At 55.4% G+C, this 13,560-nt stretch carries 15 protein-coding genes; 2 read left to right on the top strand and 13 right to left on the bottom strand.

The genetic code is table 11. The features are described from left to right. Window position 1: 1 nt before the first annotated feature. The 5 genes from IMQ56_RS17435 to dnaB all read right to left on the bottom strand — a co-directional run bounded on the left by IMQ56_RS17435 (window position 2) and on the right by dnaB (window position 5,324). The gene (locus tag IMQ56_RS17435; protein ID WP_017382627.1) at window positions 2-418 is read right to left on the bottom strand and encodes a secondary thiamine-phosphate synthase enzyme YjbQ; all 417 of its coding nucleotides are present in this window, start codon (window positions 416-418) and stop codon (window positions 2-4) included. Between the two features lie 112 nt (window positions 419-530). Then, complete coding sequence (gene aphA, locus IMQ56_RS17430) at window positions 531-1,244, bottom strand: acid phosphatase AphA (RefSeq protein ID WP_017382626.1); 714 nt, start codon at window positions 1,242-1,244, stop codon at window positions 531-533. 268 nt (window positions 1,245-1,512) lie between these two features. Next, complete coding sequence (gene tyrB / locus IMQ56_RS17425; protein WP_017382625.1) at window positions 1,513-2,706, bottom strand: aromatic amino acid transaminase; 1,194 nt, start codon at window positions 2,704-2,706, stop codon at window positions 1,513-1,515. 109 nt (window positions 2,707-2,815) lie between these two features. Then, window positions 2,816-3,895: an alanine racemase gene (alr, locus tag IMQ56_RS17420; protein WP_015570183.1), complete on the bottom strand. Its 1,080-nt coding sequence runs from the start codon at window positions 3,893-3,895 to the stop codon at window positions 2,816-2,818. A 16-nt stretch (window positions 3,896-3,911) separates the two neighbouring features. Further along, window positions 3,912-5,324 (bottom strand): replicative DNA helicase, encoded by a 1,413-nt coding sequence (gene dnaB, locus IMQ56_RS17415; RefSeq protein WP_003860298.1) that lies wholly within the window; start codon window positions 5,322-5,324, stop codon window positions 3,912-3,914. 60 nt (window positions 5,325-5,384) lie between these two features. On the opposite strand from dnaB, the gene IMQ56_RS17410 reads away from it, so the two are divergent. Further along, a complete protein-coding gene (locus IMQ56_RS17410; RefSeq protein WP_045327699.1) occupies window positions 5,385-6,368 on the top strand; it encodes a quinone oxidoreductase in 984 nt (327 codons plus the stop codon). 184 nt (window positions 6,369-6,552) lie between these two features. Here the strand turns inward: IMQ56_RS17410 and pspG are convergent, their stop codons facing one another. The 4 genes from pspG to IMQ56_RS17390 form a co-directional block, all read right to left on the bottom strand. Next, window positions 6,553-6,795, bottom strand: coding sequence for an envelope stress response protein PspG (gene pspG, locus IMQ56_RS17405; protein WP_017382623.1), 243 nt, complete (start codon window positions 6,793-6,795; stop codon window positions 6,553-6,555). 136 nt (window positions 6,796-6,931) lie between these two features. Further along, on the bottom strand, window positions 6,932-7,927 hold the full coding sequence (gene dusA, locus IMQ56_RS17400) for a tRNA dihydrouridine(20/20a) synthase DusA (RefSeq protein ID WP_023295762.1): 996 nt from the start codon (window positions 7,925-7,927) through the stop codon (window positions 6,932-6,934). A gap of 82 nt (window positions 7,928-8,009) precedes the next feature. Beyond that, window positions 8,010-9,320, bottom strand: coding sequence for a conjugal transfer protein TraF (traF, locus tag IMQ56_RS17395; protein ID WP_196064105.1), 1,311 nt, complete (start codon window positions 9,318-9,320; stop codon window positions 8,010-8,012). A gap of 168 nt (window positions 9,321-9,488) precedes the next feature. Next, complete coding sequence (locus IMQ56_RS17390; RefSeq protein WP_017382621.1) at window positions 9,489-9,977, bottom strand: cupin domain-containing protein; 489 nt, start codon at window positions 9,975-9,977, stop codon at window positions 9,489-9,491. 117 nt (window positions 9,978-10,094) lie between these two features. Here IMQ56_RS17390 and zur point away from each other — a divergent pair, with 117 nt between their 5' ends. Then, entirely contained in the window at window positions 10,095-10,607 is a 513-nt protein-coding gene (gene zur / locus IMQ56_RS17385; protein ID WP_006810484.1) for a zinc uptake transcriptional repressor Zur, read from the top strand. 47 nt (window positions 10,608-10,654) lie between these two features. On the opposite strand, the gene IMQ56_RS17380 is transcribed toward zur, so the two are convergent. The 4 genes from IMQ56_RS17380 to IMQ56_RS17365 all read right to left on the bottom strand — a co-directional run bounded on the left by IMQ56_RS17380 (window position 10,655) and on the right by IMQ56_RS17365 (window position 13,470). Then, window positions 10,655-10,864 (bottom strand): CsbD family protein, encoded by a 210-nt coding sequence (locus IMQ56_RS17380; RefSeq protein WP_003860314.1) that lies wholly within the window; start codon window positions 10,862-10,864, stop codon window positions 10,655-10,657. A 119-nt stretch (window positions 10,865-10,983) separates the two neighbouring features. After that, complete coding sequence (gene dinF / locus IMQ56_RS17375) at window positions 10,984-12,321, bottom strand: MATE family efflux transporter DinF (RefSeq protein WP_023302925.1); 1,338 nt, start codon at window positions 12,319-12,321, stop codon at window positions 10,984-10,986. Between the two features lie 63 nt (window positions 12,322-12,384). Continuing rightward, complete coding sequence (gene lexA, locus IMQ56_RS17370; protein ID WP_003860318.1) at window positions 12,385-12,993, bottom strand: transcriptional repressor LexA; 609 nt, start codon at window positions 12,991-12,993, stop codon at window positions 12,385-12,387. Between the two features lie 108 nt (window positions 12,994-13,101). Continuing rightward, window positions 13,102-13,470: a diacylglycerol kinase gene (locus IMQ56_RS17365; RefSeq protein WP_017382619.1), complete on the bottom strand. Its 369-nt coding sequence runs from the start codon at window positions 13,468-13,470 to the stop codon at window positions 13,102-13,104. Window positions 13,471-13,560: the final 90 nt, after the last annotated feature.

Here is a 13,560-nt window from a genome sequence, read left to right as displayed (position 1 = left end):
TTTATTCCCCTTGTAGCGTTGCGATAATTTTACGCGAACCACCGTGAATGCGATGTTCTCCCAGCCAGATCCCCTGCCACGTTCCCAGCTGTAGCCGTCCGTTGTGGACCGGCAGCATCAGCGAGACGCCCAGCAGGGAGGATTTAATATGCGAAGGCATATCGTCCGCCCCCTCATAGTCATGCTCATAAGGCGCGTTGTCCGGGACGCTCTTCAGAAAATGGTGCTCCATGTCGGACCGGACGGTGGGATCGCAATTTTCATTGAGCGTGAGAGAAGCAGACGTGTGCTGAAGCAGCAGATGCAGCAAACCCGTTTTGACGCGCGACAGGTCGCGGATTTGCCCGATGACTTCGTCCGTCACAAGGTGAAATCCGCGTGGTTTTGCGCTTAAGGTCAGGGTCTGTTGATACCACATGTGCTGCTCCATTATGAAAGGTGAATCTTTCTAAGTGTGCAGCAAGAAAGCGAAAGGTAAAACCCGCGCAGCGAGATTTGCTTAAAAAAGCATTCACCCCGCCGTTAATACATCAGTATTCAGAGTTAACAATCACCTCTTCACCAAATTTTCCGGCCATCGGCAGCGGTCGGTAGGTGGAGTTCGAGGCGCGTAACACCCTGATGCCTCTGGCTCCCACGTCTTGCGCCGCGGTGATGTCGTTATCTGAATCCCCGTAGAACACTTTGATATTTTTCTTTTCCAGCCACTGGGTTTTGGTGTTTTGCCCTTCCTGGTCCCCGGCAAAAATGACCGGGTTCATGCTGGCCGCCGGGATCAGGAAATCATCCTGTAGCGTTTTCGAGACGGTTTCGGTTTTGGTCTGGCTACGTCCGGTCACGAAGTAAATGCTGTCGCCGCGCTTTACGTGCATGGCGATCAGCGCGCGGGCAACCTCTTTCGGGATACTGAACTCATCCCAGCCGTTGTTCATCTTTTCCCAGAATTCCGGGTTTTTCAGATAGGCTTCGCTGTCCGGGGAGTACGTTTTTTTACCGCGCCAGAAACCGGGGCTGGAGAAGAGAACGGTATCGTCAATATCGAAGCCCACGGCTATCGGCGGGCGACCCGTCAGGCTATTTTCGATTTGTGCCACTGAAACCCAGTGAATGGGAGCCTGTTCGGCAAGAATGGCGGCGGTAGTGCCGGTGTAAAGCGGCGTGGGTGCAGAAGCCCGTGCAACAACGGCGCTATTAAGCGAGAACAATAAGCAGGCGGCGCTGAGCGCCAGTGTGATCTTGCGCATATTTTCCCCTGAATATTCAGTTTGTTATCTTTTTATTTTGAGCGGATGGTCAAAAAACTATCCGACCATAACCCCAGCGGTAGGGGAAGGAAAGGAGTTTTTACTTATGGAGCTGAATAAAAAGAAGACGATCACAAAGCGCAGAAGAAACGTGTAGGTCCGGGAAGCGAAGCGCCACCGGGCAATGACTGGCACCGGCGCGAACAAAAAAGCCGGGTGGCGGCTACGCCTTACCCGGCCTACATACAGTATGCAAGTAAGTGAATGCTTACATTACGGATGCAAACGCCTGCGCCACGCGCTGGACGTTGCTGGCATTCAGACCCGCCACGCACATACGGCCGCTGGCGATCAGGTAGACACCGAACTCTTCGCGCAGGCGATCGACCTGCGCTGCGCTCAGTCCGGTGTAGCTGAACATCCCGCGTTGCTTGAGAAGATAATCAAAGTTATGCCCAGGCACGGCCTCTTTCAGGACGTTAACCAGCTCCTGACGCATCGACAGGATGCGCTTACGCATCGCTTCCACTTCCGCAAGCCAGGACGCTTTCAGCGTTTCGTCACCGAGAACTGTCGCCACCACCTGCGCACCAAAGTTCGGCGGGCTGGAGTAGATACGGCGGACCGTCGCTTTCAGCTGACCGAGTACGCGTCCCGCGGCTTCGGCGTCTTCACACACCACGGACAGGCCGCCAACGCGCTCGCCGTACAGGGAGAAGATTTTTGAGAACGAGTTGCTGACCAGAGCGGGAAGCCCCGCGCTGGCAATCGCGCGAATGGCGTAGGCGTCTTCCTCCATGCCCGCGCCAAAGCCCTGATAGGCGATGTCGAGGAACGGGATCAGGTTACGCGCCTTCAGTATCTCGATCACCGCATCCCACTGGGCATTGGTGAGGTCCGCACCGGTCGGATTATGGCAGCACGGATGCAGCAATACGATACTGCGCTCCGGCAGGGTGTTCAGTTTTTCCAGCAGCGCATCAACGCGCACGCCGTTGGTTTCGCTGTCGAACCACGGATAGGTCGCCACCTTAAAGCCCGCGCCCTCGAAGATCGCAACGTGGTTTTCCCACGTCGGGTCGCTGACCCACACGCCGGAATCCGGGAAGTACTTTTTCAGGAAATCTGCGCCTACCTTTAGCGCACCCGAGCCACCCAGCGTCTGGATAGTCGCCACGCGCTTTTGCGCGAGCACCGCGTGGTCCGCACCAAACAGCAGCGGCGCGATAGTGTTGCGGTAGGTGTTTAATCCTTCCATCGGCAGATAAAGCGAAGCACCGTGCGGGGTTGCGTTCAGACGCGCTTCAGCTTCGGCAACGGCTTTCAACTGAGGAATGATGCCGTCTTCGTTGTAGTAAAGACCAATGCTGAGGTTCACTTTGTCGCTGCGAGGATCTTCTTTGAAACGCTCCATCAAGGAGAGGATAGGGTCGCCGGCGTAGGCGTCTACTTTCTGAAACACGCGATGTTCTCCGGATTATTATGAGGCAGGGAATTCAACAATAAACCGGAAGCGGAAGAAGATCGAGGGGATGTTAACAGAAGCGGGATGCATCGCATCCCGCTCATGCTTAGTCGACGTATTTCATTGCGACCCTTGAGGTAAGGCGCGTGATAAGTTCGTAAGCACTCACTTTTGTTATTTCAGCAATACGCTCTACCGGCAGGCCTTCACCCCACATCACCGCATCGTCCCCCGCTTTATCCTGCGCGTCGGGCCCAAGATCAACACAAATCATGTCCATCGCCACGCGACCGACAATCTTGACTTCGCGTCCATTGACCAGCACCGGCGTCCCCGTTGGCGCGGCGCGGGGATAGCCGTCGCCGTAGCCCATCGCCACCACGCCAAGACGCGTGTCGTGCTCGCTGGTCCAGGTGCCGCCGTAACCCACCGGCTCTCCCGCTTTGTGCTCACGCACGGCAATCAGCTTTGAAACCAGCGACATAACCGGCTTAAAGCCAAAGTCCGGACCCCAGGGTTTGTTCTCCAGCGGCGAAACGCCATAAAGAATGATGCCCGGACGCGCCCAGTCGAAGTGCGACTGCGGCCATAGCAGGATCCCGCCGGACGCCGCAATGGAGCGCATCCCCGGTTTGCCTTCGCAGAAGGTGTTGAAGATATCAAGCTGCTGTTCCGTTGCGCCGCATTCAGGCTCATCGGCGCGGGCAAAGTGGCTGACGATATTCACTGGCTGACGCACATTTTTGCACTGACTCAGACGCTGATAAAACGCCTCCGCGCTTTCCGGCCGCACGCCCAGACGGTGCATGCCCGTGTCGAGCTTCATCCAGACGGTGACCGGCTCGCTCAGTTCAGCCGTTTCCAGCGCGGCCAGCTGTTCTTCGTTATGCACCGCCGTGTGCAGGTGCTGATCGGCAATGGTCGGCAGGTCCGAGGCTTCAAAAAAGCCTTCCAGGAGCAGTATCGGTTGCGTAATTCCACCTGCGCGCAGGCGGAGAGCTTCTTCGAGACGGGCGACGCCAAAAGCGTCGGCATCGGGGAGCGTTCGCGCGGTCTCAAGAAGACCGTGTCCGTAAGCGTTCGCTTTCACGACTGCAACGAGCTTACTGGCGGGCGCCAGTTCTCGCAGACGTTGCAGGTTGTGTCGCAGAGCGCGGCGGTTAATAACAACAGTTGCCGCTTGCATTTGAATTCCTTAGAAATTACTCATCATCATATTGAGGACCGGCATAGTTGTCGAAACGCGACCACTGGCCGTTAAAGGTCAGACGTACCGTACCGATGGGGCCGTTACGTTGCTTACCAATAATAATTTCGGCGATCCCTTTCAGATCGCTGTTCTCGTGATAAACCTCATCACGGTAGATGAACATGATTAAGTCGGCATCCTGCTCGATGGAGCCGGATTCACGCAGGTCGGAGTTGACCGGGCGCTTGTCTGCACGTTGTTCCAGAGAGCGGTTAAGCTGCGATAGCGCCACCACCGGCACGTGCAGCTCTTTGGCTAACGCCTTGAGCGAGCGGGAAATCTCGGCAATCTCCAGCGTACGATTGTCGGAAAGCGACGGAACGCGCATCAGCTGAAGGTAGTCGATCATGATAAGGCCGATGCCACCGTGTTCACGGGCGATACGGCGCGCGCGGGAACGCACTTCCGTCGGCGTCAGGCCGGAGGAGTCATCGATATAGATGTTCCGTTTTTCCAGCAAAATCCCCATGGTACCGGAGATCCGCGCCCAGTCCTCATCGTCCAGCTGACCGGTACGGATGCGGGTCTGATCCACACGCGACAGGGACGCCAGAGAACGCATCATGATCTGTTCAGAGGGCATCTCAAGACTGAAGATAAGCACCGGCTTATCCTGCAACATCGCCGCGTTTTCGACGAGGTTCATCGCAAATGTCGTTTTACCCATCGACGGACGCGCCGCGACGATAATCAAATCCGATGGCTGAAGACCTGCCGTTTTCTTGTTGAGATCGTCATAACCGGTGTTCACCCCCGTCACGCCATCGTGCGGCTGCTGGAAAAGCTGCTCAATACGCGCAACCGTGGCGTCGAGCACATCGGCGATATTTTTCGGGCCTTCGTCTTTGTTCGCACGGCTTTCGGCGATTTTAAAGACGCGGGATTCCGCCAGGTCGAGCAGATCTTCGCTGGTGCGCCCCTGGGGATCGAAACCGGCCTCGGCGATCTCATTCGCCACCGAGATCATCTCGCGGACAACGGCACGTTCACGAACGATATCAGCGTAAGCGCTGATGTTCGCGGCACTTGGCGTGTTTTTTGACAGTTCTGCCAGATAGGCAAATCCGCCGACGCTGTCGAGCTGTCCCAGACGCTCCAGCGATTCTGCGAGCGTAATCAGGTCGATAGGGCTGCCCGACTCCTGCAAACGCGCCATTTCCGTAAAGATGTGGCGGTGCGGGCGGGTATAGAAGTCTTCCGCGACAACGCGCTCGGCGACGTCGTCCCAGCGTTCGTTATCCAGCATTAAACCGCCCAACACCGACTGTTCCGCTTCAATCGAGTGCGGCGGGACTTTTAACCCGGCGACCTGATAATCACGCTCACGAGGTTCAGTCTGTTTGTTGAAGGGTTTGTTTCCTGCCATAGTGAATGGAGTTACCGAGATAAAGAGTGGGTCGAAAGATTACCACATTCTGGAGGAAGCATGGCAACACGTATTGAATTTCACAAGCATGGTGGCCCTGACGTACTCAAAGCGGTGGAATTTACCCCCGCTGCGCCTGGCGAGAACGAAATCCAGGTGGAAAACAAAGCGATCGGCATTAACTACATCGATACCTATATTCGCGGCGGCCTCTATCCGCCTCCGTCGATGCCGAGCGGACTGGGAACTGAGGCGGCCGGTATCGTCAGCAAAGTGGGCAGCGCGGTTAAGCACATTAAGGAAGGCGATCGCGTGGTGTACGCGCAGTCGGCGCTGGGCGCTTACAGCTCCATCCATAACGTTCCGGCCGAGAAAGCGGCGCTTCTGCCAAATGCGATCGGCTTCGAGCAGGCTGCCGCCTCATTCCTGAAAGGGCTGACGGTCTATTATCTGCTGCGCAAAACCTACGAAATTAAGCCTGACGAGCAATTCCTGTTTCACGCAGCCGCAGGTGGCGTGGGGCTGATTGCCTGCCAGTGGGCGAAAGCCCTGGGCGCGAAGCTGATCGGCACCACAGGCAGCGCGCAAAAAGCGCAGCGCGCGCTGGACGCGGGCGCATGGCATGTGATCAACTACCGGGAAGAGAGCATCGTTGAGCGGCTGAAAGAGATCACTGGCGGCAAAAAGGTCCGCGTGGTGTATGACTCGGTGGGGAAAGACACCTGGGAATCTTCGCTGGACTGCCTGCAACGTCGCGGGCTAATGGTGAGCTTCGGAAACGCCTCCGGGGCAGTCACCGGCGTCAACCTGGGCATTCTGAATCAGAAAGGGTCGCTGTACGTCACTCGCCCTTCCCTGCAAGGTTACATCACCAACCGGGAAGAACTTGAGGAAGCCAGCAACGAGCTGTTCTCGCTGATCGCCAGTGGGGTAATTAAAGTGGATGTGGCTGAGGCGCAGAAATATCCGCTGACCGATGCGCAGCGCGCGCATGAGGTGCTGGAGAGCCGGGCAACGCAGGGATCAAGTCTGTTAATTCCCTGAGCCATAAAAAGAAATTGGGCTTCCCGTGGGAAGCCCTTTCTTTTTTTAGTTCGGCTGTATGTAGGGTACAGCTCGATGAATTCTTTAGCGACAGCCATAGTGACAGATTCGATAAGTAAATCCTATTCTGTTCTAAGGATTGCTGCCGGAAAAGTTGCAGGTATGTGACGTACCCCTCAATACCTTAGTAACGGAAGCGGTTATTACGCTGATAAGTGGGCAGTTTTGGTGATTTAATCGCCCGTATCGCCCATACCACCGCAATCGCCAGAAGTAACCACGGCAAGAGTTTAATCGTCAGGGCAAATAAACCGCCGACAAACATCACCACCGTGGCCACGACGAGCGCGGCCAGGATACCGAGCAGCGATACGCCCGTGACCATCAGCATGATAAAGAAGCCAATCACAAAAAGTAGTTCCAGCATGGTGCTCTCCCACGAGTTCCCGAATGATGCTGCGATCGTTACAAGAAACATGCCAAAAATAAGTCGTTGTTCTGAAAGCAAAACGCCCCGCAATGTGTTGCAGGGCGTGGCGTATTTGACCATCTTTTAGCGAAATTTAACGTTTATCCGCAACCAGACGCAGCGCGTGTTCAAGGACCTCAATATCCGCACCGGCCTTATGCGCGTTTTCGCTGAGATAACGACGCCACTGCCGCGCGCCAGGAATGCCCTGGAACAGGCCAAGCATATGGCGGGTAATGTGGCCCAGATACGTACCATGACTCAGCTCGCGCTCAATGTACGGATACATGGCGCGCACTACTGCCACGGGATCGGTGTCAGCACCGTCAACGCCAAAGATTTCCCGGTCAACCGTCGCCAGAATACCCGGATTCTGATACGCCTCGCGTCCGACCATCACGCCATCCATATGTTCGAGATGCGCTTTGGCCTCGTCCAGCGACGTTATACCGCCGTTGATCGACATGGTCAGGTGCGGGAAGTCGCGTTTTAGCTGGTACACGCGCGGGTAGTCCAGCGGCGGGATCTCGCGGTTTTCTTTCGGGCTGAGGCCAGAGAGCCAGGCTTTACGGGCGTGGATGATAAACATCTCGCATTCACCCTTCCCTGATACGGTGTTGATGAAATCACACAGAAACTCGTAGCTGTCCTGGTCGTCTATGCCGATACGGGTTTTGACCGTAACCGGGATAGAGACGACGTCGCGCATCGCTTTGATACAGTCCGCCACCAGATGTGCATTACCCATCAGACACGCGCCGAACATACCGTTTTGCACACGGTCGGACGGGCAACCGACGTTGAGGTTAATCTCGTCATAGCCGCGTTCTTCAGCCAGCTTCGCGCACTGCGCCAGCGCAGCCGGATCGCTGCCACCCAGTTGCAGCGCAACCGGATGCTCCTCTTCGCTGTACGCCAGATAATCGCCCTTGCCGTGAATAATTGCGCCGGTAGTGACCATTTCGGTGTACAGCAGCGTATGGCGGGAGAGCTGACGCAGGAAATAGCGGCAGTGTCTGTCCGTCCAGTCGAGCATTGGCGCAATGGAGAAACGGTGTGCAGGGAAAGCGGTCTGGAGTTCTGACGACATGGCGAAGTTTTAAGCATCTGGTGGAAAAGGGGCGCTACTATAGCACAAAGAAAAGCCGGAGGCGCAGCGCCTCCGGTGTACTTTAGAACGTCATGCTCAACTGTGCCCCTGCGCCCCAGGTCTCGTCTTCGCCATAAAGCCCCATCAGGTCAACGTGGACGGAGTTGAACGGCGCGAAACCGACACCGCCGGTAAAGACGTTGCTGTCGTTCCCTTTCATATCCGCACGATAACCGGCGCGTACTGCCAGCCAGCTCAGTGGCGTGACTTCGGCACCAACGCCAACGTACTGGGAGGTGTCTTCGCTTTTAAAGCCCTTGGTTTCGGTCAGATCGCCGTCTGCGGTCAACGTGACCAGATCGTTGTGCCAGGCGGCACCGGCAGTGACCAGCGGACGGATCTGATAGGTGTCTTTATAACTCACCACCTCTCCCGTGCGCCCATTGCGAATGCGGATATCTTTGGTATCGATATCGCGCGACATCAGGTTTTGCCCGCTCACGCCGACCGTCCAGTTTTCACCAAAATCAGCAGCAATACCGGCATCGACGTTGAAGCCAGTGTCGTCGGTACGGTAGCGGCTGTCGTTCCACTTATTACTGTCGTAATCGTAGATTGAGGTGGTGTAGTTATAGAGCCAGGTTTTTTGCAGCTTCGGCGTGACGCCAACGGAAACCGGAACGCCGCCAAGATCGAACTGACGGGCCACCGCAATACCGTAGTCGGATACAATCGCCGCCCGACCAGACGCCGTAGAGTTAAGGTTTTTGGTGATCTGATCGGTGCCGTTTAGCGCGGCATCCAGCGCCACACCGGCAGCCACCGCATCGCTTCGTTGTATACCGCGCAGATAATCAATGTCCTGCTGATCGATTGAAGAGCTGACCCGGCCATGGGCATAGCCTTTTGCCATAAAGGCCACGGAAAGAACATCGTTAGGGATACTGACGGCAATCCCCGCCCCAGCGGTGGCGTGTGCGGTCTTGCCTTTCAGGTAGTCCAGTTCATCAGCGAGATCTTTCGCTGCGCCCTGGAACTGATTGATCGAACCTAATGGATTGGTGATAACTTCAATGGGGGACAGACTATCAACCACATCCTTGTAATGATTGATTTTGTCATTAATGGTATCAATCTCGTCCTGAAGATTGTCTTCATCGGTCACTTGTACGCCAACGGACGGCAAAATAACCGTCACATCATCCTCGGGCTTAGATTTTGCCAGTAACGCGGGGTTGATTAACGCCCCGCTGCCATAGCTCCCTGCCGCGACACCCGTTCCGCCCATTGCGTCGCTACGCGCTTCCGTCCAGGTATTGGCTGCTCCCGCCTGATTTGCCATAAAAAAGGAGACAGCGATGCTAACCATCGAAAATTTAAAATGTTTTTTCACAGTGTGCTCGTAAATAGTTTGTTATTAGTTAACCCTGTCTGTTATCACCCAAACAGGAACGAACTATTGCTGTGAATAAGTGCAAAAAGACCCGCTATTTCCTTAAGTTAAATTCCATCCCGGCCTGTTGTAATATGTGACGACCATCAATATTTATAGAAGAGGAAATTATTTTCGCCCAGGTTTTCCATCGTGCGGCCCAAAAAACTGAGGCGGATGGTCGACCCAGCGGTCTTCGCGCGTCGCGGCATACACCGGATTGAGCGGATAGTAGATGCGGTTATGTTTTTTATTAGCCTCACCCACCACCAGTAGGCGCACCTCTTCATCGGTATTGTTGATAAAGGTGTGACACACGCCCGTCCCGGCTGGAAATCCCACGCTGTCTCCGGGTTCGAGCTTCCATAAATAGCCATTGATCCAGGCCTCAGGGTAACCCTCCAGAACGTAAACAAACTCCTCTTCGTCGCTTTCCGCATGCGGATAAGACGTACGGCGTCCGGGCGGCAGCCGTTCATGGTGAATACCAATGCGGCCGAGACCCAGCCTGCGGGCCAGCGGCGCGCCAACAGAAAAACGTTCGTTACTGTCAGGATACGTTGCGTCATCAGCGCCTTCCACGTCCCGCCAGTGCCGAATACAGTCAGGTCTTTTCATTTTGCGATCTCCTGATTTGCGATGCGTCAGGTATAGCACAGCCTGGCGGATCTCGGTGTTTTTAGCAGAACATGATAAAGTGAATGTTTTCACCCCTTACCATATCCGAGGTGCCCGATGGACAAGTCCACAAAAGAGCTGTTAGCGCAAGCTGAAAAGCTGTGCGCGCAACGCAATGTGCGCCTGACCCCGCAGCGCCTTGAGGTACTGCGTCTGATGAGCCTGCAACAGGGCGCCATCAGCGCCTACGATCTGCTCGATCTGCTGCGTGAAAGCGAGCCGCAGGCAAAACCGCCGACCGTTTATCGGGCGCTGGATTTTCTGCTGGAGCAAGGGTTTGTGCATAAAGTGGAATCAACAAACAGCTATGTGCTGTGCCATCTTTTTGACCAGCCAACTCACACGTCCGCCATGTTTATCTGCGATCGCTGTGGTGTGGTGAAGGAAGAGTGTGCGGAAGGTGTGGAAGATATTATGCATACGCTGGCAGCCAGAATGGGCTTTGCGCTGCGCCATAACGTGATTGAAGCCCACGGCTTATGTTCTGCCTGCGTGGAGGTGGAGTCATGCCGCCATCAGGATGCCTGTCAGCACGATCACTCTATCCTGGTGAAGAAAAAGCCGCGTTAAAGCCGAAGAAAAAGGCGGCTCAGGGCCGCCCTTGGGGATAGTGCCGGTTACCAGCGGTAGTCGTTACGGGTTTCCCAGTCTTTGACTTCATTTTCCGCCTGATCTTTTTCGTAACCGTAGCGCTCCTGGATTTTACCTACCAGCTGATCGCGCTTACCTTCAATGACGGTCATATCGTCATCTGTCAGCTTACCCCACTGTTCTTTCGCTTTACCTTTGAATTGCTTCCAGTTGCCGCCGATTTCGTCTTTATTCATAATCGTGTCCTCGTGTTAAGCGTCTATGAGTATCGTCCGCTTCGTTCTTTTCTGCTGGACGTGATTATTATTGTAGTTAAGGATTCGGCAGTTGTTTTTATATTCGGAATCTTTAACCGTTACGATATATCGTGCGGGGCTGGAAACCAGGTATTGTTTCGCCAGTGACGATGCCAGATAACGGCCAGCGAAAGGCCACGCAGTGAGAGAAACACCGCCAGCGCCAGCCACAGACCATGATTGCCGAGATACGGCAGGGTTAGCAGCGTCAGGCCGAACCCCGCCGCCGCGACGGCCATGCTGTTGCGCATCTCCGCCCCTCGCGTCGCACCAATAAACATGCCGTCCAGCAAATAGCACCACACGCCCACCACCGGTAATACTACCTGCCAGAGGATGTAGCGATCGGCCAGCTCACGTAGCGCGGGCAACGAGGTGAGTAACGCGACAATATGCCCACCAAAACAGGCGTATACCAGAGCAAAGACCAGCGCCACCAGGCCCGCCTGACGACAGGCAGCACGCCAGACTTCGCGTAACTGGCCGCTTTCACGCGCGCCATAGGCCTGCCCTGAATGCGCCTCCACGGCGTAAGCAAAACCATCCAGCGCGTAAGCGGTAAAGGTCAGTAATGTCATAAGCACTGCGTTGACGGCAACGATCTCAGGCCCAAGACGCGCACCAAAAACGGTTAATGCACCAAAGCAGAGTTGCAGCAGAAGCGAACGGAGCATGATGTCGCGATTAAGCGCCAGCAGCTTACGGATGTTGCCGCGCCAGGCCGATTTCAGCAGATCCAGGGTGATACCGCGCATCGCCAGCACGCGCCAGACCATCCCCAAACCGATCAGCAGCGTACCGTACTCGGCAATCGCCGTGGCCAGCGCCGCGCCCCGGACGTTCATGTGCAGCCCCATCACCAGCCAGAGATCGAGCACAATGTTAAGCAGGTTGCCCACCACCAGCAGGATCACCGGCGCGCGGGCGTACTGCACGCCCAGCAGCCAGCCCAGCAGGACCAGGTTTGCCAGTGAAGCGGGCGCGCTGAGCCAGCGAATTTCGAGGAACCGCCGGGCCTGTTCCAGTACGGCATCGCTGCCGCCTACAATATGGAGCGCAAGATCAATCAGCGGCGTACGCAACAGAACGATTAACGCGCCAGCACCGAATGCCAGAATGAGCGGCTGAACCAGCGCACGCGCCAGACGCAGAGGATCTTTTGCACCATACGCCTGGGCCGTCAGGCCTGTCGTACTCATGCGCAGAAAAAGCAGCAGCATAAAGAGGAAGCTGGTCGCCGTTGCGCCGATCGCGACGCCGCCGAGATAAATCGGCGAATCGAGATGCCCGATAACCGCCGTATCCACCAGCCCCAGCAGAGGAACGGTAATATTGGAAAAAATCATCGGTAGCGCAAGACGCCACAACGCCTTATCGGCAGAAGTTAGCAATGCCATGGAAATTACCGGAATCAGAAAACAGGCCAGGCTGTAGAGGAACTACAGCCTGTCAGGAAGAGATTACAGCCATTCACCGTTGCGGATAACGCCGACCGCCAGCCCTTCAATAGAGAAGCTCTGCTCGCGGAGATCCACCACAATCGGGGAGAATTCATTATTTTCAGGCAGAAGCTGCACGGTATTGCCTTGTTTTTTCAGGCGCTTAACCGTCACTTCATCATCAATGCGCGCCACCACGACTTGCCCGTTACGCACATCCTGCGTTTTGTGTACCGCCAGCAGATCGCCATCCAGAATACCGATATCTTTCATGGACATTCCGCTAACGCGCAGCAGGAAATCGGCGCTCGGCTTGAACATGCCTGGGTCAACCTGATAGTGCCCTTCGATGTGCTGCTGCGCCAGCAGAGGTTCACCTGCGGCAACGCGGCCCACCAGCGGAATACCGCTCTCTTCTTCCACAAGCAGACGAATGCCGCGTGAGGCGCCGGAAACAATCTCAATCACGCCCTTACGCGCCAGCGCTTTAAGGTGCTCTTCGGCAGCATTAGGAGAACGGAAGCCCAGACGCTGCGCAATTTCTGCACGCGTGGGTGGCATACCCGTCTGGCCGATATGATCCCGAATGAGATCAAACACCTCTTGCTGCCTGGTCGTTAACGCTTTCATACCGCCCCCTGGGTGTATATACAGTTATGCTGTGAGTATATACAGTCAAAGGCGATTTTGGAACCAAAAACTGCACAAAAAACCAGGGACTTAATTATTCCTCGAGGCTCATCGGAAATGCGACCAAAGCAGCGTGACCCAGGTGATCGCCGCAGTGATAATCGCCAGCAGTACGGCAGCGGAACCCATGTCTTTCGCCCGGCCAGACAGTTCATGGAATTCCGACCCGATTCGGTCAACAACGGCCTCAATAGCGCTATTCAGAATTTCCACTATCATCACCAGAAGGACAGATCCGATGAGCAGTACGCGGGTGATAGCATCAACATCAAGGAAGCAGGCGATGACAACGGCAACGATTGCGGCAACCGCTTCCTGGCGGAAAGCGGCTTCATTAACCCATGCCGCGCGGAAACCTTTCCATGAATAACCGGCAGCTTTAATGATTCGAGTTAACCCAGTGGTATTATTGGCCATTAAAAGAACCTTTTATGATAAATAGCGTCTGTAACTAAAGCCGCAGCGCGTTTTGCTGCAACCTGAAGTATGACGGGTAACAACAGAAAT

This window comes from Enterobacter sp. Res13-Sevr-PEC09-46, assembly GCF_015672585.1.
Lineage (GTDB): Bacteria > Pseudomonadota > Gammaproteobacteria > Enterobacterales > Enterobacteriaceae > Enterobacter > Enterobacter hormaechei_C.
The sequence above is the reverse complement of the archived record's forward strand: the minus strand, read 5'-3'. Positions and strand labels throughout refer to the sequence as shown.